Genomic DNA, 17,942 nt, shown 5'->3' on the forward strand with positions numbered 1-17,942 from the left:
CGGCGCCTGGCGCCGCCGCCGCATCCGCGCCACGACTGCTCTGAGGGTTCTCGCGTATGCGCCTGTTGTTCCTGGTGCTGTTCGTGCTGGTAGGCTTGATCCAATACCCGCTGTGGCTGGGTAAGGGCGGCTGGTTCAAGGTCTGGGATCTGCAACGCCAAGTGGCGGAGCAGCGCGAGACCAATGAAGGCCTGCGCGCGCGCAATGCCGCGCTGGAAGCCGAAGTGCGGGATCTTGAAGGCGGCTCTGGCGCCATCGAAGAGCGCGCCCGTGGCGAGCTCGGCATGATGCGTGATGGTGAAGTGTTCGTGCACATTCTGCCGCAGAACACGCAGCCTCCCGCCGCCGGCGCGTCGCTGGCGACAGACCCCGCAGCCAAACCGCCCACCGCCACGCGCGCCAGCGCGCCGGCTGCCAAGCCGCCCGCCAATCGGGCGGCCAGCCCTGCCGCCAACCCGGCGGCGCCCAAACCGGCCACGCCGGCAAGCAACGCCACGACCCGCCACTGAGGTTTTTCCTCAGGGGCAGCGGACGTCGCGGCAGGCGCCGGCCACCATTCCTTCCGGTTGAGGCATCTTGCCTGACCAATCAACCGGATGCGAGTGCATCTCCATCTCCAGTTCTACCCGAATCGGCAGCAGGCCGTGCGCACGCGCCACGCCTGCATAGCTGGCGTCGTCGCGTCCCAAGGCCGCCAGCAGCATGCGCACGGGCGGCAGCAAGGGCCGGTGCAGATAGGTCAGGCGCAGTTTCAGCGTGTTCGCATCGAAGATGCTCAAGCCTCCGGGCGGGGGAGGCCGGCGCGCGTGCTGCAGGTCCTGGTAGTCGTTGTCGATAGCGCGCAAGCCCGGCGCCGCCGCCACCGTGAGCCCGGCGCGGCCGTGCTGGCGGAAGGCGCGGGTGTCTGGCTGCAGGATTTCAATGCGCCACGGGGTCAGGCCGGTCAGTGCCGCAATACCTGCCTGGGCGCGTTCCAGCCGGCGCCGCGCGTCGGCCTTGCCCGCCGTGCCTTCCCCGCCGGCATGCAGCGGCAGCAACGCTTGTTGAAAAGCGTGCCGCATGCGGGCGGGTTCGCCATGGGCGGTGGCGCCTGCGCGGGCGGCTTCGATCAGCGCCAGGTGCGCCATCTGGCGTACGGCCTGCCAGCGGGCGGCTTCGATCGCCAGCAGGCCCAGCAGCAGCACCACGGCGCCAGCCACGGCGAATTCGATGGCGGCGGCGCCCCGCTGCCGCGAACAGGCAAAGAAAAAGGCGGTCATGGCTGCGCAGTGTGGCGCGGGCATGACCGCCCGTCGATACGGACAATCCGAAGGGGTGAAAACGTCCCGCCAGGCGGGACGCGGGGCATCAGTGCACGGTCGGGGGCGCGTCGTCGGCCGGGGGCTGGTTCGGCGCAAACAGGGTGGCGCAGTCGACCGCGTCGAACTTGTAGGGCTTGCCGCAGAAGTCGCACGACACGTCCACCTGGCCGCGCTCGGCCAGGACGCTGTTGACTTCCTCTTCGCCCAGCGAACGCAGCATGCTTGCCACCCGCTCGCGGGTGCAGGGGCAATGCCAGCTTACCGTCACCGGATCGAAGGCCAGCAGGGTGTCTTCCCAGAACAGGCGGTGGATCAGCGTGTCGATCTCGGCTTCCAGCAGTTCGTCGCGCTTGAGGGTGCTGGCCAGCGCATTGGTGCGGTCCCAGGTTTCCGCCGCGGCCTGCTCGGTCAACAGCGGCGCATCCGTGCCGCCATGGAAGGGCAGGCGCTGGATCAGCATGCCGGCGGCATGGTCGGCATCCGCCGCCAGCCACAGGCGCGTGTCCAGCTGTTCGGACGCCTTCATGTAGTGTTGCAGGGCCTCGGCCACGGTCTCGCCTTCCAGCGGCACGATGCCCTGGTAGGCCTGCTGGCCCGGCAGCTTGCGCTGCGGGTCCAGCACCACGATGAAGCGGCCGGCGCCGCCGGGGTTCAGCAGGCTTTGCATCGTGCCGTCGACGGGCACGTCATGGCCTTCGCGCACTTTGACGGTGGCGCGCAGGCTCAGGTCGGAGCGGCATTCCACCACCAGCAGGGCGATGGGTCCGTCGCCCTGGATCTGGAGCACCAGCGAGCCCTCAAACTTGATGTTGGCGGCAAGCAGGGTGGACGCGGCGACCAGTTCGCCCAGCAGGTGGGTGATGGCGGGCGGGTAGTCGTGGTTGGCCTGGACGGCCTTCCAGGTCGCCTCAAGGCGCACGGCCTGGACGCGGACGCTGCGGTCTTCGGTAAGGTATTTTTTGAGCTGATCGGTCATAGCGGAATGTTAGCCGATCAGGGGCGCGATTCCCCCTGCTGGCAGCAGGGGGTTCAACGGCGCCCTGGGGCGTTCAGGCCAGCCGTTTCAGGGCTGTCTTGTAGTGTTGGCCCCGCGCCACGTAATGGGCGGTGTTTTTGTGCAGATTGGCGATTTCCTCGTCCGAGAGCTCGCGGACGATCTTGCCGATGCCGATCACCAGCGAATTGTCGGGGATGATCCGGTCTTCCGGGATGATCGCGCCGGCGCCGATCAGGCAGTTGCGGCCGATGACCGCATTGTTCAAGACGATGGCCTGCATGCCCACCAGGGCGCCCTCGTGGATGGTACAGCCGTGCAGCATGGCCTGGTGGCCCACCGTCACGTTGGGGCCGATCGTCATGGGACAGCCGCTGTCCACGTGCAGGACGCTGGATTCCTGGATATTGGTGCCGTGGCGGATCAGGATGGCGTCGTTGTCGCCGCGGATCGATACGTTCGACCAGATGCTGACGCCCGCTTCCAGCGTGACGTTGCCGATGATGTCGGCACTGTCGGCCACGTAGGCGGCGGGGTCGATGCGGGGGATCAGGTCGTCAAGCTGGTAAATGGGCATTGCCTCAGGTCTCCGGTTGCTTCTCGGGGCCGCCGTGGGCCGTGTCGACGGTGACGGTCGCGGTCGCGACAGGTGCCGCCGCGACGGGGCCTGCCGCGGCGACGGGCGCCGGGGCGGCGGCGCGGGCGCGCTCTTCTTCGCGCAGGCGCAAGACACGGCGCTGGATCTTACCGGTGGTGGTCATCGGCAATTCGTCGACGAATTCGATCTCTTTCGGGTATTCGTAGGGCGCCAGCCGCTCGCGCACATGTTCCTGCAGGTTTTCGATGACGTCGGCGCGGTCACGGTGGACGAACTCCGGCGTCAGCACGACATAGGCCTTGACCAGGGCGCCGCGCTCGGCGTCCGGCTTGGGCACGACGGCGGCGTTGGCCACGGCGGGATGCCCGATCAGGCAGCTTTCGATTTCACCCGGGCCGATCCGGTAGCCGGACGACTTGAACACGTCGTCGGCGCGGCCGGCATACCAGAGGTAGCCGTCGGCATCCACGGTGGCGAGGTCGCCCGTCAGGCACCAATCACCCTTGAATTTGGCCTGCGTGGCCGCTTCGTTGCGCCAGTAGCCCAGGAACATCACCGGGTCGGGGTAGCCGTGGATGTCCAGCCGGTTGACGGCGATTTCGCCGGTTTCACCGGCAGCCACGGGCTGGCCGTCATCGTTTAAGACCGCGACCTGATGGCCGGGGTAGGGCCGGCCCATGCTGCCGGGCCGGGCGGGCCAGCGCTTCTGGCTGTTGCCCACCACGTAGTTCATCTCGGTCTGGCCGAACATTTCGTTGGGCGTCACGCCCAGCGCCGACTGGCACCATTCAAAGACGGTTTCGCCCACGCTTTCACCCGCGCTCATGATGGAGCGCAGGGCCAGCTGGTAGCGGTTGCGGGGTTCCGGCACCGCCTTCATCATCATCTTCAGGGCGGTGGGGAAGAGGAAGGTGTTGGTAACTTGATAGCGTTCCAGCAGCTCGAATGCGCGCTCGACGGAAAAGCGCCCGCGCGTGCCCACGATGGGGTGCCCGAAATACAGGGTGGGCAGCAGCGCGTCCATCATGCCGCCCGTCCACGCCCAGTCGGCTGGCGACCAGAACACGTCGGCCGGCTTGGGGAACCAGTCCTGCGAGGCCACGAAGCCCGGCAGGTTGCCGATCAGCACGCTGTGCGGCAGCAGGGCGCCCTTGGGCGCACCCGTGGTGCCCGAGGTATAGAGCAGGATGGCGGGGTCCGACGACCGCGTCGGGATAGCCTTGAATTCGCTGGGCTGGCGGGCCAGCAGGCTGCGCCAGGGCAGCACGCGCTCGTCGGCGAAGCCGATGCCGATGATCTGCTGCAGGTTGGGGCAGTTGTCGCTGACGGCCAGCAGATTCGCGCTGGAGGCGTGGTCCACGATGGCGACTCGGGTTTCGGAGTCGCGCAGGCGGGTTTCCAGGGCCTCGGGGCCGAACAGGGTCGATAGCGGCAGCACGACGCCGCCCACCGTGTAGATGGCCATGTGGGCAACGACGGTTTCAGGGCGTTGCCCCAAAACGACACCGACCCGATCCCCGCGGCCCACGCCCATTTTCACCAGGCCATTGGCCAATTGGTTGACGGCCTCGGCCAGCCGGGCATAGGTCCAGACCTCGCGGTTGCCGGACTCATCTTCGTAATAGATGGCAATGCGCCGCGCATCCGGACTACTGGATGCCCAGCGGTGGCAGCACGCATCCGCAATGTTGAACTGGGTGGGTACCAGCCAGCGGAATGATTGGTAGAGCGCCTGATATTGGTCGTTCATGGCCCTATGTTGTAAGCATGTTGCAGCTGCGTGAACGGGCCAACTCGCCCGTTGCCTCAGATGCAAGCATGACCTAGAGGGCCGTGAACTGCAATATCCCCGTTGCGTAATGGGGACGCATACGGGTTATCACGGGTGTTTGCTTTGGCGGCGTAGTGCGGAGGGCAGGGCGGGCAGGGACAGCGAACGGGGCGGGCGGGCGGCCGGTTCCGCCTGCCGTTCGGCCTGGATGGCGGCCCAGTCCAGCAGCTGCAGCTGGCCGTCGTGGGTTTCGGCCAGGGCCGACAGGCTTTCTACCCAATCGCCGTCATTGCAGTACAGGATGCCGCCCACGTCGCGCAGTTCGGCCTTGTGGATGTGCCCGCAGACCACGCCGTCCAGGCCGCGGCGGCGCGCCTCGCCGGCCAGCGCTTCCTCGAAATCCGTGATGAAGGAGACGGCGTTCTTGACCTTGTGCTTGAGATATTGCGACAGGGACCAGTAGTGCAGCCCCAGGCGGTGGCGCAGCCGGTTGAAATGGTGGTTGATCCACAGCGCCAGCTGGTAGAGGCCGTCGCCCAGGTGGGCAAGCCAGCGGCTGTGCTGGATCACGCCGTCGAACTGGTCGCCGTGCAGCACCAGCAGGCGCAGGCCCTTGGCGGTCACGTGGACGTCTTCGTCCAGGATCTCGATGTCACCGAACGCGTAGCCGGCGAATTCGCGCGCGAATTCGTCATGGTTGCCGGGGATGAACACCACGCGCGTGCCGTTGCGCGCCTTGCGCAGGATGCGCTGGATGACGTCGTTGTGCGCCCGTGGCCAGTGCCAATGCTTGCGCAGCTGCCAGCCGTCCACGATATCGCCCACCAGGTAAAGGGTGTCGGAATCGTTGTGGTCCAGGAAATCGAGCAGGAATTCCGCCTTGCACCCGGCAGTGCCCAGGTGAATATCGGAAATCCAGAGAGCACGCCAGTGCGCGGGTCGGATTTCGTTCACGGTCGCTTCCATGTGGGCTGTGGTCATGCCTCAGGATGAAATCATCCGGCGATGACGGGCGTATGAAGAAACCGTGACGCTGTTGTGACGGCGGCGCGGCGCCGGGCGCCGCCACCGTCACCCGCAATGCTCAGGGCTGCTGCGTGTCGGCCTTCTTGCCGCGCAGACGCTTCCACAGTCCGCCGCCGAGTGCGGCCGCGGCCAGGATGCCGACCTTGGCGAACTTGGCCAGGAAGGCGGCGATCACGGCGAACAGGCCCAGCTTCTTGGCGGCCACGCCGGCCACCAGCGCGGCCAGGCCGTATTCCGCGACCTTGTCGGTCGAGGAATCGAAGTCGGCGTAGCGCTTGCCGTCCACATAGTTCAGGTTGTCCAGCAGCGCCAGCACGGCGGTCTTGTCCTTGGGCACCAGGCTTTGCTGGGTAATGAGATCCAGCGTGATGTAGCCGTCGCGGCCCAGCGCGTAGGTGTTGTAATTCACCGTCGGGTCTTCTCCGGCTTCGGCGCCCTTGTGCTTGGCCGCCACCGACCAGACCAGCCGCTGCGTGTTGCTGTCGTACTTGGGCGCTTCAACCCAGCCGTCCACCGTCAGCTCGGGGAAGCCGCGCTTCTTGCGCTCGTCATTGGACTGTTCGGTGCCTTCCCGCAGGCTGTCCAGCAGCTCGCTGACGTTCCAGTTGCGCGCGTCGTCGTCCTTGATGTAGCCGGCCTTGTCGAAATTGACGGTGATGACCCAGTCGTCATCGTCGCTCTTGGGCATCACCACGCCCAACAGCGACGGATCCTTGCCGTTGCCGTAGGCCTGCATCAAGCGTTCGGCCTGGAACCGCGGCACGAAGAACATGTTCTGCGGCAGGTGCACCACCGCCTGATCGCCCAGCTTCACGTCCGTCGGCCCCTGCTGGGCGGCGGCGAAGGCGGCTTTCGTGGCGGATTCGATTTCCTGCTGGGCCGACGCGTTCTGGGCCGAGGCGCCGGACGGCAGGAAGAGCATCGCGCTGGCGGCGGCCAGCGACAGGCGGGAAATGAAAGCGCGCATGGGAGTCTTGAGGCGTCTGTTTAAAAGGGGCCTCATTGTCTTTGCGGGCGACTTTCAACTTTCTGAAAGCAGGCGGCCAAATGGCCGCATGATTTTGCCGTTTGTAATAGTTTGTGTGGGCGAGGTCGGCTTACCGGCTTTTCTGGCGCTGCGGCGCGTTGCGCAGGCGCGTGCCCAGGATGCGGTCGTGCAGGAACTGCCCGTCGGGATCAAGCCAGGACCAGATGAAGATCGTGAAGGGCGCGGCCACGATGAACATGTCAACCGAGGCCCAGCCCGTGAGATTGGCGGCACCCCAGACGACAGCGGCGCCCGCCAGCACCAGTGGCCAGACCAGCACATAGCGCAAGATCAGGCGGCCCGTGCTGGGCGTGTTGCCGTCCCGATCGACGAGCCGGATGTTCCAGGTCTTCATGGGCAGCGTCTGGCCGCGGCGGCGCCAGCACAGCACGAAGTAGGCGCCGATGGCGGTGAACAGCCAGGCCTGCCGCGCCCCGCGAAGCTCCAGCGCGTTCTTGCTCTGCGTCAACGTATCCAGCAGGTAGCCCGCCAGGAACACCACGCCAAACAACAGCACGGCTTCGTACATCATGCAGGCGAATCGGCGCAGCCGATTGGGAGTCTGGTCAAGGAGGGCGTCGGTTGTCATGGACCGGCATTATAGAAGAAGGGATGTGGGCCCCCACGCTTCGCGCACTTCGTGCGCTCTCTGCCCCCCGAGGGGGCTTTCCTCCCTTGGGGCGGCCCGGCGGGAGGAAGGTGGCCCCCACGCTTCGCGCCCTTCGTGCGCTCTCTGCCCCCCGAGGGGGCTTTCCTCCCTTGGGGGCGGCCCGGCGGGAGGAAGGTGGCCCCCACGCTTCGCGCCCTTCGTGCGCTCTCTGCCCCCCGAGGGGGCTTTCCTCCCTTGGGGGCGGCCCGGCGGGAGGAAGGTGGCCCCCACGCTTCGCGCCCTTCGTGCGCTCTCTGCCCCCCGAGGGGGCTTTCCTCCCTTGGGGCGGCCCGGCGGGAGGAAGGTGGGCCCCCACGCTTCGCGCAAGGGAAGGACGAAAAAAAACCCGCCGGTAAGGGCGGGTCTATAAAAGGGGCTATGCAGCCCCCAAGGGGAAAATCTTTCGGGCCTTAGCGCTTAAGGCCCAGGCCTGTCTTTAGGCTGCGGAGTGCGCGTTCTTGGCGCTCGTCTTGCCAGCCAGGGCCTTCACGCCGTGGGCCAGCTTACGCAGGCCTGCGGCCAACGCCCGCATCGGGTGCGGACGGAATTGTTCTTCAATAGCCTGGAGCATCAGTTGGCGCTCGAGTTCGTCGGTCAGGCGGATGGTGTTGTTCGGGTTGATCACGTTAGCCTCCACGGGCTTGCACAGTTGTTTGCTACTAGGGATAACCCGAATTATAGGGTTTACCCTGAAACTGTGCAAGAGGGAGGTGCAAGCATGTGCAACTTGGCAACACCTTGGTGCTGATAATGCCCCAAAACCGAGCGGCGGGGCACCATAAGCAAAGATACGCGCACCATGTTGCGGCGCTTTTACAACGCGCGGGATCTGGCGGGAAAGCGGGTGGCGCCCGGCCGGGAAGCCGCCCCGGGCGCTGCGCGATCAGGCGTCGCGGTAGCCGGCGGCGACCAGTTCGAAACCGAACAGGCGGCAGTCCAGCGCGCCGTTATGCAGCGGCACGCGGCGCTTGGGCTTCAAGCGCATCTGGTTGGGCAGGGTCAGGTCGCTGGTGATGACGTGCAACTGCCAGCCCGCGAAATTGCGCTTCAGGCAACTGGCCCAATCGCGCCACAGGTCCGCGTCCTGCTCGGTCAACATGCGCTCGCCGTAGGGCGGGTTGGTGACGATCCAGCCGTGGTCGGCGGGCGCGGTGATCTCGCGGGCGTCGCCGACTTCGAACCGGATGGAATCGGCTGTCAGCCAGGCGCGCTCGGCGTTGTTCTGGGCGAATTCAATGGCTTGCGGGTCCAGGTCGTAGCCAACCAGCGGCGCGTCCAGCTGCGGCAGGATGCGTGAGCGGGCGTCGTCCTTCAGGTCGCGCCAGCGGTAGGCGTCATGATCGCGCAGGCGTTCGAAACCGAAGGGGCGCGAGATGCCCGGGGGCACGCCCAGGGCGATCCAGGCCGCCTCGATCAGGATCGTCCCCGACCCGCAGAACGGGTCCAGCAACGGCGCCGCCGGGTCCCAGCCTGCCAGGGCCAGCATGCCGGCCGCCAGGTTTTCGCGCAGCGGGGCTTCGCCCTTGTCCAGGCGCCAGCCGCGCTTGAACAGGGATTCGCCGGAGGTATCCAGGTACAGGGTGGCCGTGTGGCCCGTCAGGAACAGGTGGACGCGGGCGTCCGGGCGCACCGTGTCGATGCTGGGGCGTTCGCCTTCCAGTTCGCGCAGGCGGTCGCAAATGCCATCCTTGGCGCGCAGATTGCAGTACTGCAGGCTTTGCACCGGGCTCTTGATGGCCGAGGTGTCCACGCGCAGCGTCTGTTCGGCGCCGAACCAGCGTTCCCACGGGGTATCGCGGGCCAGGTCCAGGATGTCGTCTTCGTGCGAGATTTCGGCGTGTGCCACCTGCACCAGGATACGGGTGGCCAGACGTGAATACAGGTTGGCGCGCTGCACGCCGGCCCAATCGGCCGTGAACGAGCAGCCGGCGCGGCCGGCCTTGGCATCTTCATAGCCCAGCGCCTGCATCTCTGCCGTCAGGGCCTCTTCCAGGCCTTGCGGGCAGGGCGCGAACACCGTGAACACTTCGGCCTGGCGCGGTTGGCGCGGGGCGCGGCTGCGGGTCTCGATGGTCGGGGCACGCTGGCGGGTATCGTCGCGCGCATCGACGAATTCCGGCTGGGCATCCTGGCCGTGATCCGGCACGTCGTCGTGATCAGGTTCGGCGGCGAATTCGGGCGCGGGGCCGTCATCCTCGAACGGGTCGTAGAAGCGTCCCGCCGGCGTGGCGGGGGCGATGTACTGGTCGTCGCGCAGGCGCGGCGCGCGCTGCTGCGGACGCGGGGGGCGCGAGCTGGCGCCGGCGCCCGCATCGCGGCGCGTATCGTCGGAACGGCTGCGTGCCGCGGGGGCGCGATCAGACGAGCCACGGCTGGGCGCGCTGCGTTCGGATGCGCCCCGGCCGGGCGCGCCGCGATCGTACTGGCCGCGTTCGGAAGACTGCCCGCCACGTGGCGCCTGCCCACGGGGGGCTGCGCCGCGGCCGCCGGCGGCCGGCTTGCGGGCGTAGCGTGCTTCTTCTTCCTGGCGGCGTTGATAGCCTTCGGGGTCTTTCTGGCGTTCGACGTTTTCGCGGGTGCGCTCAATTTGCGCGACCAGGCGGGCGCGGGCGCCCGTGCGGGTGCGCTTGGGCGCTTCTTCGGCGTGGGCGTCGCGCGCCGTTTTCTTGATCGTCAGCGTCTTGCGCGGACGGTCGTGTTCATCAGAGGACATACGAATCCTGGCGAATGTGCAAAGGTAGGGGGAATCAGAAGGGTTTGACGACGACCAGCGCCACCACCACCAAGAGCAGCAAGACGGGAACTTCGTTGAACCAGCGATAGAACTTGTGCGAACGGGTGTTTTTGCCCTGTTCGAATTTACGCAGCATCAAGCCACAGGCGTGATGGTAGCCGATGACGAGCAGGACGAAAAAGAGTTTGGCGTGCATCCAGCCGTTGCCCGGGCCTACGCCGATGCGATAGCCCAGGTACAGCCACATGCCGAACACGATGGCGACCACGGCCAGGATGGTGGTGAAGCGGTACAGGCGGCGGGCCATGCCCAGCAGCGTGGCCTGGACAGAGGCGTCCGTCTGCTGGGCCAGGTTCACGAAAATGCGCGGCAGGTAGAACAAGCCGGCAAACCAGGAAGCGATAAAGACAATATGGAAGGTCTTGACCCAGAGCATGGCCATGGCGCGATCCGATCGAGGAAAGCCGCATTGTAAGGCCGGTGCCCGCCTTCATCCGGCCCTGGATATCGCGCGAAGTCGCCGAGCGATTCGTAGGATGGGTGAAGCGCGAGAGCCCTTGAAGAAGAACGCTGCCAATGAGCGCGCGGAACCCATCACGCAGCGCAGGCGTCTTTGCGGAGTCAGCCACAACGCCAGCGCCGCTTGATGGGTTGCGCGCGCTGGAGACCGGGGACCCAAACGCCGGCATCCCGCGCTTCACCCATCCTACGAATCCAGAATCCCGAACCCCGAGCCCCGAACCCCGAACCCCGAACCCCGAACCCCGAACCCCGAGTCACGAATCCCGGTTCCCGATTCCCGATTCCCAGCTTCCGACGTCCGGCCCTGGAATCAGATCACATACAAGTCCACGTACTCGTGCACCGGCATGGCTTCCAGCGCCTTCTGGTCCAGCGATACCTCCAGGATCCGGCGCTGCTGCTTGGCCGGGAACACGCGGGCCAGGTTGGTCCGGAACTTGGCTTCCAGCAGCGGGATGCCGTCCTGGCGGCGGCGCTTGTGGCCGATGGGGTATTCGCAGACGATCTCGTCCAGGCGGGAGCCGTCGTTGAACTCCACGGTCAGCGCGTTCGCGATCGAGCGCTTGTCCGGGTCGTGGTAGTCGCGGGTGTACGCCGGGTCTTCCACGCAGACGATCTTGTCGCGCAGCGCGTCGATGCGCGGGTCGCGGGCGATCTCGTCTTCGTAGTCGCCGGCCGTCAGGCGGCCGAACAGCACGGGCACGGCCACCATGTACTGGATGCAGTGGTCGCGATCGGCCGGGTTGTTCAGCGGCCCCTTCTTGTCGATGATGCGGATGCACGCCTCGTGCGTGCGGATCGTGATGGCCTTGATGTCATCCGCGCTCTTGCCCTGGGCACGCAGAAGGTCATGGATCTGCATGGCGCATTCCACCGCGGTCTGGGAATGGAACTCGGCAGGGAACGAGATCTTGAACAGCACGTTCTCCATCACGTAGCTGCCATAGGGACGCTGGAACTTGAACGGCTGGCCCTTGAAGAGCACGTCGTAAAAGCCCCAGGTCTTGGCCGTCAGTACCGACGGATAGCCCATTTCGCCGGTCTTGGCGATCAGCGCCAGGCGCACGGCGCGGCTGGTGGCGTCGCCGGCGGCCCAGCTCTTGCGGCTGCCGGTATTGGGGGCATGGCGATAGGTGCGCAGGCTTTGGCCGTCAACCCAGGCCAGCGATACCGCGTTGATCACTTCATCGCGGTCCAGTCCCAGCATCTGCGCCACGACGGCGGTGGACGCCACCTTGACCAGCACGACGTGGTCCAGCCCGACTTTGTTGAAGGAGTTCTCCAGCGCGATGCAGCCCTGGATCTCGTGCGCCTTGATCATGCCGGTCAGCACGTCGCGCATGGTCAGGGGCGGTTTGCCGGCGGCGACCGCGGTGCGTGATAGCCAGTCGGCGGTGGCCAGGATGCCGCCCAGGTTGTCCGACGGGTGGCCCCATTCGGCGGCCAGCCACGTGTCGTTGAAGTCCAGCCAGCGGATGGCCGTGCCGATGTTGAACGCGGCTTGCACCGGGTCCAGCTGGAACGACGTGCCCGGCACCTTGGCGCCGTTGGGCACCACGGTGCCGGGCACGACCGGACCCAGCAATTTCCTGCACGCGGGATATTCCAGCGCTTCCAGGCCGCAGCCCAGCGTGTCGATCAGGCAGTTGCGGGCGGTGTCATACGCCAGACCGCTCTGGATTTCATAGTTCAGAACGTAGTCCGCGATATCGACCAGCACCTGGTCGGGATCGGGACGCACGTTGGAGATCGGGGCAGACATAGCGGTACCTCTCCATAGAATGAATACAGGTGGCCATGCTGCGCCCTCGCTCTCGTCTGGCTTGCGCGGGGCTTACTTGCGCTTGTCCAGCGGCACGAACTTCTGGTCTTCCGGACCCACGTAATTGGCGGTGGGGCGGATGATCTTGTTGTCGATGCGCTGCTCGATGATGTGAGCCGACCAGCCTGCGGTACGCGCAATGACGAACAACGGGGTGAACATGGCGGTGGGCACGCCCATCATGTGGTAGCTGACGGCCGAGAACCAGTCCAGGTTGGGGAACATCTTCTTGATGTCCCACATGACCGTCTCAAGGCGTTCGGCGATGTCGAACATCTTGGTGGTGCCGGCCTTCTTGGACAGCTTCTTGGCCACGTCCTTGATGACCTTGTTGCGCGGGTCGGACACGGTGTAGACGGGGTGGCCAAAGCCGATGATAACTTCGCGGGCTTCGACGCGGCGGCGGATGTCGGCTTCGGCCTCGTCCGGCGTTTCATAGCGCTTCTGCACATCGAACGCCACTTCGTTGGCGCCGCCGTGCTTCGGGCCGCGCAGCGCGCCGATGGCGCCGGCAATCGACGAGAACATGTCCGACCCCGTGCCGGCGATGACGCGGGCCGTGAACGTGGACGCGTTGAATTCGTGCTCGGCGTACAGGTTCAGGGAGATGTGCATCGCCTTGACCCATTCGTCGCTGGGCTTTTCGCCATGCAGCAGGTGCAGGAAGTGGCCGCCGATGCTGTCGTCGTCCGTCTGCACGTCGATGATGCGGCCGTTGTGGCTGTAGTGGTACCAGTACAGCAGGGCCGAGCCCAGGTTGGCCATCAGGCGGTCGGCGATGTCGCGCGCGCCCGGGGTGTTGTGATCGTCTTTCTCGGGCAGCACGCAGCCCAGCACCGACACGGCGGTGCGCATGACGTCCATCGGGTGGCTCGAGGCGGGCAGGGCTTCCAGCGCGACTTGCAGCTGGGCCGGCAGGCCGCGCAAGCTCTTCAGCTTTTGCTTGTAGGCGGCGAGTTCGGACTTGTTGGGCAATTTGCCATGGACGAGCAAGTGGGCGATTTCCTCGAACTCGCTCGTGTGCGCGATGTCCAGGATGTCGTAGCCGCGGTAGTGCAGGTCGTTGCCGCTGCGGCCGACCGTGCACAGCGCGGTATTGCCTGCGACCACGCCCGACAGGGCAACGGACTTCTTGGGTTTGAAACCGGCTTTCTCTTCCGGCTTGGCGTCCGATTTGGCTTCTTGCTTCTTGGGAGCCGTGCTCATGTCTCTACTCCTTTCCTTTCGCGATTGACGATATGGGGGGAAAGCTGGGCGCCCCGGGATGGCCGCGGCGCCGGATACCAAAGGCGTTGCGGACTTACGCTTTGCCCTTTTGGAAGAGCGCATCCAATCTGGATTCGAATTCGTGATAGCCGATGCGGTCGTACAGTTCTTCGCGCGTCTGCATCAGGTCCACCACGTTTTTCTGGTGGCCGTCGCGGCGGATGGCGGTGTAGACGGCTTCGGCGGCCTTGTTCATGGCGCGGAAGGCCGACAGCGGGTAGAGCACCATGCCCACGCCCACGCTCTTTAACTCTTCGACCGTGAACAGCGGCGTCTTGCCGAATTCGGTGATGTTGGCCAGGACCGGCACCTTGACGGCCTTGACGAAGCGGTCGTAGGTGGGGAGGTCGTAGGCGGCTTCGGCGAAGATCGCGTCGGCGCCGGCTTCCACGCAGGCCAGGGCGCGCTCGATGGCGGCGTCCACGCCGTGCGAGGCGATGGCGTCGGTGCGGGCGATCAGATAGAAATCGCTGTCGGTGCGCGCGTCGGCAGCGGCCTTGACGCGGTCGGCCATTTCTTCGGTGGTGACGATTTCCTTGCCGGGACGGTGGCCGCAGCGCTTGGCGCCGACCTGGTCTTCAATGTGGCAGGCGGCCGCGCCGAACTTGATCAGGCTCTTGACGGTGCGGGCGATGTTGAAGGCCGACGGGCCGAAGCCGGTGTCGATGTCCACCACCAGCGGCACGTCGCACACGTCGGTGATGCGGCGCACGTCGGTCAGCACGTCGTCCATGGTGTTGATGCCCAGGTCGGGCAGGCCCAGCGAACCGGCCGCGACGCCGCCGCCAGACAGGTAGATGGCGCGGTAGCCGGCACGCTTGGCCAGCAGGGCGTGGTTGGCGTTGATGGCGCCGATGATCTGCAGGGGGCTTTCTTCGGCGAGGGCGCGGCGAAAGAGGGCGCCGGGCGATTCGGGTCTGGACATGGAGGTCTCCGTTCTTTCTTATGGCTAGCCCACGACCTTATCGCGGGTCCGGAACATGAATCTGTCCCCTCCGCGACAATCGCCGCAGGCCGGGTGAAGGGACAGGTTCATGCTTCGGCAATGATGTGGCGGCCTTGCTTAGGAATTGGGCCCGCATGAACGGGCCCAATTCTTCACTCAACCGCTGCTTACTTCAGCAGGTCCTTGACGCCGTCGCGCTCTTCGAGGAGCTCTTTCAGCGTGAAGTCCAGGCGCTCGCGCGAGAAGGCGTCGATTTCCAGGCCTTCGACACGCTTGTATTCGCCGTTTTCGGTCGTGACCGGCACGCCGTAGATGATGCCTTCCGGGATGCCGTAGGAGCCGTCCGACGGGATGCCCATCGTGACCCACTTGCCGTTGCTGCCCAGGACCCAGTCACGGACGTGGTCGATGGCGGCGTTGGCAGCCGAAGCGGCCGAGGACAGGCCACGGGCTTCGATGATGGCGGCGCCGCGCTTGCCCACGGTCGGGATGAACGTGTCGCGGTTCCAGGCGTCGTCGTTGATCAGCTTGGACAGCGACTCGCCGCCGACGGTGGCGAAGCGGAAGTCGGGGTACATCGTGGGCGAGTGGTTGCCCCACACGACCAGCTTCTCGATCGCGGCGACCGGCTTGCCCGACTTGGCGGACAGTTGCGACAGGGCGCGGTTGTGATCCAGGCGCAGCATGGCGGTGAAGTTCTTGGCCGGCAGGTCCGGCGCCGACTTCATGGCGATGTAGGCGTTGGTGTTGGCGGGGTTGCCGACGACCAGGACCTTGACGTTGCGGCTGGCCACGTCGTTCAGGGCCTTGCCCTGCGCCGTGAAGATCTGGGCGTTGACCGACAGCAGGTCCTTGCGCTCCATGCCGGGGCCGCGCGGACGGGCGCCGACCAGCAGGGCCACGTCGGCATCCTTGAAGGCGGTGCGCGGGTCGCTGTGGGCGGTCACTTCCTGCAGCAGCGGGAAGGCGCAGTCATCCAATTCCATGATGACGCCCTTCAGGGCCTTTTGCGCTTTCTCGTCGGGGATTTCCAGCAATTGCAGGATGACGGGTTGATCTTTACCCAGCATTTCGCCGGAGGCGATGCGGAATAGCAGTGCGTAACCGATTTGGCCGGCGGCGCCGGTGACGGCGACACGCAAGGCAGGCTTGGACATGGACGTTCTCCGTAATGGTTTGGCGAGAAAAATCTCACCAATCAGTGTAATCGTTAGGGCAGGAATCAAGGGCCCCCACGCCGCACCCGCTGACGCGGACTTGCTGCCCCTTGCGGGGGCATTTTTGCCTTGGGGCGGACCTGCGGCAAAAAACAAATTCGCGCACCAAAAACCCAAGCGGGGGCAGGGGCCTGACAGCCGTGAATCCTAGATCGATTTTACGGGTGCGTCAAACGCTCTTCTATCTTATATAAGACATAAGACGTTGGACAGTATCTCCCCCGATATGCCACAATAGAGCGTTTATTCGAATGCGTTGCAGCCCGGTCGGTTGTGCCCCTGACAGCGCATTGCGGATGTGGGTTTGCATCCTGTTTTGCGCTGCCCTCCCATCATCCGGATGAACATGACACTTTCAAGAAGATCCATGGCAGAGCCTCGGCCCGAAACCTCCTTACGCACTCGCGCCGCCCGTTCAACGGGCGAGGGGGCCGCTTTCAGTCCGCTCTACCGCCAGATCAAGGATCTGCTCGTTCAAAGCCTTGAGCGCGGCGAATGGAAGCCCGGTGAACTCATCCCCAGCGAAATCGATCTGGCCGCCCGTTTTCAGGTGAGCCAGGGCACGGTGCGCAAGGCGGTCGATGAGTTGGCAGCCGAGCACATGCTGCTGCGCCGCCAGGGCAAGGGCACCTTTGTCGCCACCCACCACGAAGCCCGCGTGCGCTACCGTTTCCTGCGCCTGGCCGCCGACGAAGAAGGCGAGCCCGGCCGTGCCGAAAGCCGCATCCTGGAATGCCGGCGCCTGAGGGCGCCCGCCGAGATCGCGCGCGCCCTCGACCTGCGCGCAGGCGAGACGGTCGTCATGATCCGCCGCCTGCTGTCCATGGGGCAGACACCCACCGTCGTGGACGACATCTGGCTGCCCGGCACCATTTTCCGTGGACTGACCCTGGAGCTGCTGACCGCCAATAAGGCGCCGCTCTATGGCCTGTTCGAATCCGAGTTCGGCGTCAGCATGGTGCGCGCGGATGAAAAGCTGCGCGCGGTGATCGCGCCGGCCGAAGTCTGTCCGCTGCTTAATGTTCCCGCCGGCACGCCGTTGTTGCAGGTGGATCGGGTGTCGTACACCTATGGTGACCGCCCCATGGAAATTCGCCGGGGTTTGTACTTGACCGATCGATACCACTACCGCAATAGTCTGAATTGATGAGCTTTTACACTACGATTTGATACCAACCCAATCTCTGGGCGAAAATACCGTGTTTGCCCGAAAGGGCCACGGCATTCCCGCCGTCACGATTCCCTAGTTCAGAAACACCGAGGCCGTCATGTCCGACACCGCTGCCAAGCCACGTCCGCAGTTTCGCAATATTGGGCTTGCCCAAGTTGCGTTCTCTTATCGCCTGCCCCTGGCCGGCAAGCTGTCCATCCTGCACCGCATCAGCGGCATTTTGCTGTTCCTCTGTTTGCCCTTGGTCATCGTTCCGCTGTTCGCGGCGAGCGTGGCCGCACCGCAGTCGTTCGCCTGGATCGCCTCCATCGCGGCCAACCCGATCGTCAAGCTTGTCTTCCTGGTCCTGATCTGGGGCTACCTGCACCACTTCTGTGCCGGCATCCGCTACCTGCTGCTGGACCTGCACATCGGTATCGACAAGCTGTCGGCCAAGAAAAGCGCCGGCGTGGTCTTCGGTGTCAGCCTGGCGCTGACGCTGGTGTTCGGTCTCAAACTGTTCGGAGTGCTGTAAATGGCCGCCGCTAAAAACTACGGACCCAAGCGCCTGGTCGTCGGCGCTCACTATGGCGTCATGGATTTCATCATCCAGCGCATCACCGCCGTCATCATGGCCGTGTATACGCTGGTACTGCTCGTCGGCATCCTGACGATGCCTGCCTTCACGTATGAACACTGGGTCAAGCTGTTCAATTTCTACGTGGGCTTCATTCCGGTTGGCCAGATCCTGGCCTCCCTTGCATTCATTGCGTTGGCCTGGCATGCCTGGATTGGCGTGCGCGACATCTGGATGGATTACGTCAAGCCGGTGGGCCTGCGCCTGCTGCTGCAAGTGCTGACGATCCTCTGGTTGATCGGTACGGTCGTTTACTTCGCGCAAATCCTCTGGAGCATTTAA

Annotated in this window: 18 protein-coding genes; 4 read left to right on the plus strand and 14 right to left on the minus strand. The window is 65.3% G+C overall.

Translation table 11 applies throughout. The annotated features are described in order from the left end of the window. Positions 1 to 56: 56 nt before the first annotated feature. Complete coding sequence (gene ftsB / locus CEY09_RS06740; protein ID WP_088588013.1) at positions 57 to 509, plus strand: cell division protein FtsB; 453 nt, start codon at positions 57 to 59, stop codon at positions 507 to 509. A 9-nt stretch (positions 510 to 518) separates the two neighbouring features. Here the strand turns inward: ftsB and CEY09_RS06745 are convergent, their stop codons facing one another. From CEY09_RS06745 to CEY09_RS06810, 14 genes are all read right to left on the minus strand, one after another. Then, the gene (locus tag CEY09_RS06745) at positions 519 to 1,259 is read right to left on the minus strand and encodes a TadE/TadG family type IV pilus assembly protein (RefSeq protein WP_088588014.1); all 741 of its coding nucleotides are present in this window, start codon (positions 1,257 to 1,259) and stop codon (positions 519 to 521) included. 88 nt (positions 1,260 to 1,347) lie between these two features. Continuing rightward, positions 1,348 to 2,277 carry an Hsp33 family molecular chaperone HslO gene (gene hslO / locus CEY09_RS06750; RefSeq protein WP_088588015.1) on the minus strand — a complete coding sequence of 310 codons (930 nt, stop codon included), beginning with the start codon at positions 2,275 to 2,277 and terminating at the stop codon, positions 1,348 to 1,350. A gap of 73 nt (positions 2,278 to 2,350) precedes the next feature. Continuing rightward, positions 2,351 to 2,872: a gamma carbonic anhydrase family protein gene (locus CEY09_RS06755; RefSeq protein ID WP_006223892.1), complete on the minus strand. Its 522-nt coding sequence runs from the start codon at positions 2,870 to 2,872 to the stop codon at positions 2,351 to 2,353. Positions 2,873 to 2,876: 4 nt separating this feature from the next. Continuing rightward, positions 2,877 to 4,643: an acetate--CoA ligase gene (locus CEY09_RS06760; protein ID WP_088588016.1), complete on the minus strand. Its 1,767-nt coding sequence runs from the start codon at positions 4,641 to 4,643 to the stop codon at positions 2,877 to 2,879. Between the two features lie 129 nt (positions 4,644 to 4,772). Further along, on the minus strand, positions 4,773 to 5,645 hold the full coding sequence (locus CEY09_RS06765) for a UDP-2,3-diacylglucosamine diphosphatase (RefSeq protein ID WP_088588017.1): 873 nt from the start codon (positions 5,643 to 5,645) through the stop codon (positions 4,773 to 4,775). Between the two features lie 103 nt (positions 5,646 to 5,748). Beyond that, a complete protein-coding gene (locus tag CEY09_RS06770; protein WP_088588018.1) occupies positions 5,749 to 6,657 on the minus strand; it encodes a DUF2167 domain-containing protein in 909 nt (302 codons plus the stop codon). A gap of 130 nt (positions 6,658 to 6,787) precedes the next feature. After that, positions 6,788 to 7,306, minus strand: a complete 519-nt coding sequence (locus tag CEY09_RS06775) for an RDD family protein (RefSeq protein ID WP_035212794.1) — start codon at positions 7,304 to 7,306, stop codon at positions 6,788 to 6,790. A gap of 496 nt (positions 7,307 to 7,802) precedes the next feature. After that, on the minus strand, positions 7,803 to 7,991 hold the full coding sequence (locus CEY09_RS06780) for a hypothetical protein (RefSeq protein ID WP_035212795.1): 189 nt from the start codon (positions 7,989 to 7,991) through the stop codon (positions 7,803 to 7,805). Between the two features lie 258 nt (positions 7,992 to 8,249). Beyond that, positions 8,250 to 9,623, minus strand: a complete 1,374-nt coding sequence (locus CEY09_RS32265; protein WP_377785526.1) for a THUMP domain-containing class I SAM-dependent RNA methyltransferase — start codon at positions 9,621 to 9,623, stop codon at positions 8,250 to 8,252. A 490-nt stretch (positions 9,624 to 10,113) separates the two neighbouring features. After that, on the minus strand, positions 10,114 to 10,542 hold the full coding sequence (locus tag CEY09_RS06790) for a CopD family protein (RefSeq protein WP_175216749.1): 429 nt from the start codon (positions 10,540 to 10,542) through the stop codon (positions 10,114 to 10,116). 390 nt (positions 10,543 to 10,932) lie between these two features. Beyond that, positions 10,933 to 12,384, minus strand: a complete 1,452-nt coding sequence (locus tag CEY09_RS06795) for a bifunctional 2-methylcitrate dehydratase/aconitate hydratase (protein WP_088588019.1) — start codon at positions 12,382 to 12,384, stop codon at positions 10,933 to 10,935. Between the two features lie 72 nt (positions 12,385 to 12,456). Continuing rightward, complete coding sequence (prpC, locus tag CEY09_RS06800) at positions 12,457 to 13,650, minus strand: bifunctional 2-methylcitrate synthase/citrate synthase (RefSeq protein WP_006223901.1); 1,194 nt, start codon at positions 13,648 to 13,650, stop codon at positions 12,457 to 12,459. 94 nt (positions 13,651 to 13,744) lie between these two features. Further along, positions 13,745 to 14,635 carry a methylisocitrate lyase gene (gene prpB / locus CEY09_RS06805; RefSeq protein ID WP_006218121.1) on the minus strand — a complete coding sequence of 297 codons (891 nt, stop codon included), beginning with the start codon at positions 14,633 to 14,635 and terminating at the stop codon, positions 13,745 to 13,747. 188 nt (positions 14,636 to 14,823) lie between these two features. Continuing rightward, the gene (locus tag CEY09_RS06810) at positions 14,824 to 15,813 is read right to left on the minus strand and encodes a malate dehydrogenase (RefSeq protein WP_006223902.1); all 990 of its coding nucleotides are present in this window, start codon (positions 15,811 to 15,813) and stop codon (positions 14,824 to 14,826) included. A gap of 427 nt (positions 15,814 to 16,240) precedes the next feature. Between CEY09_RS06810 and CEY09_RS06815 the strand changes: the two genes are divergently transcribed. From CEY09_RS06815 to sdhD, 3 genes are all read left to right on the plus strand, one after another. Then, positions 16,241 to 17,020 (plus strand): GntR family transcriptional regulator, encoded by a 780-nt coding sequence (locus CEY09_RS06815; protein WP_006223903.1) that lies wholly within the window; start codon positions 16,241 to 16,243, stop codon positions 17,018 to 17,020. A 121-nt stretch (positions 17,021 to 17,141) separates the two neighbouring features. Further along, on the plus strand, positions 17,142 to 17,558 hold the full coding sequence (gene sdhC / locus CEY09_RS06820; RefSeq protein ID WP_006223904.1) for a succinate dehydrogenase, cytochrome b556 subunit: 417 nt from the start codon (positions 17,142 to 17,144) through the stop codon (positions 17,556 to 17,558). Beyond that, complete coding sequence (gene sdhD, locus CEY09_RS06825) at positions 17,559 to 17,942, plus strand: succinate dehydrogenase, hydrophobic membrane anchor protein (protein WP_006223905.1); 384 nt, start codon at positions 17,559 to 17,561, stop codon at positions 17,940 to 17,942. It abuts the gene before it with no gap.

This window comes from Achromobacter marplatensis, assembly GCF_002209535.1.
Taxonomy (GTDB): domain Bacteria; phylum Pseudomonadota; class Gammaproteobacteria; order Burkholderiales; family Burkholderiaceae_B; genus Achromobacter; species Achromobacter marplatensis.

Bases quoted from the DNA above. Each gene is read 5' to 3' on its own strand.
- ftsB (WP_088588013.1), top strand. From the start codon at position 57: ATGCGCCTGTTGTTCCTGGTGCTGTTCGTGCTGGTAGGCTTGATCCAA.
- CEY09_RS06745 (WP_088588014.1), bottom strand. From the start codon at position 1,259: ATGACCGCCTTTTTCTTTGCCTGTTCGCGGCAGCGGGGCGCCGCCGCC.
- hslO (WP_088588015.1), bottom strand. From the start codon at position 2,277: ATGACCGATCAGCTCAAAAAATACCTTACCGAAGACCGCAGCGTCCGC.
- CEY09_RS06755 (WP_006223892.1), bottom strand. From the start codon at position 2,872: ATGCCCATTTACCAGCTTGACGACCTGATCCCCCGCATCGACCCCGCC.
- CEY09_RS06760 (WP_088588016.1), bottom strand. From the start codon at position 4,643: ATGAACGACCAATATCAGGCGCTCTACCAATCATTCCGCTGGCTGGTA.
- CEY09_RS06765 (WP_088588017.1), bottom strand. From the start codon at position 5,645: ATGACCACAGCCCACATGGAAGCGACCGTGAACGAAATCCGACCCGCG.
- CEY09_RS06770 (WP_088588018.1), bottom strand. From the start codon at position 6,657: ATGCGCGCTTTCATTTCCCGCCTGTCGCTGGCCGCCGCCAGCGCGATG.
- CEY09_RS06775 (WP_035212794.1), bottom strand. From the start codon at position 7,306: ATGACAACCGACGCCCTCCTTGACCAGACTCCCAATCGGCTGCGCCGA.
- CEY09_RS06790 (WP_175216749.1), bottom strand. From the start codon at position 10,542: ATGGCCATGCTCTGGGTCAAGACCTTCCATATTGTCTTTATCGCTTCC.
- CEY09_RS06795 (WP_088588019.1), bottom strand. From the start codon at position 12,384: ATGTCTGCCCCGATCTCCAACGTGCGTCCCGATCCCGACCAGGTGCTG.
- prpC (WP_006223901.1), bottom strand. From the start codon at position 13,650: ATGAGCACGGCTCCCAAGAAGCAAGAAGCCAAATCGGACGCCAAGCCG.
- prpB (WP_006218121.1), bottom strand. From the start codon at position 14,635: ATGTCCAGACCCGAATCGCCCGGCGCCCTCTTTCGCCGCGCCCTCGCC.
- CEY09_RS06810 (WP_006223902.1), bottom strand. From the start codon at position 15,813: ATGTCCAAGCCTGCCTTGCGTGTCGCCGTCACCGGCGCCGCCGGCCAA.
- CEY09_RS06815 (WP_006223903.1), top strand. From the start codon at position 16,241: ATGGCAGAGCCTCGGCCCGAAACCTCCTTACGCACTCGCGCCGCCCGT.
- sdhC (WP_006223904.1), top strand. From the start codon at position 17,142: ATGTCCGACACCGCTGCCAAGCCACGTCCGCAGTTTCGCAATATTGGG.
- sdhD (WP_006223905.1), top strand. From the start codon at position 17,559: ATGGCCGCCGCTAAAAACTACGGACCCAAGCGCCTGGTCGTCGGCGCT.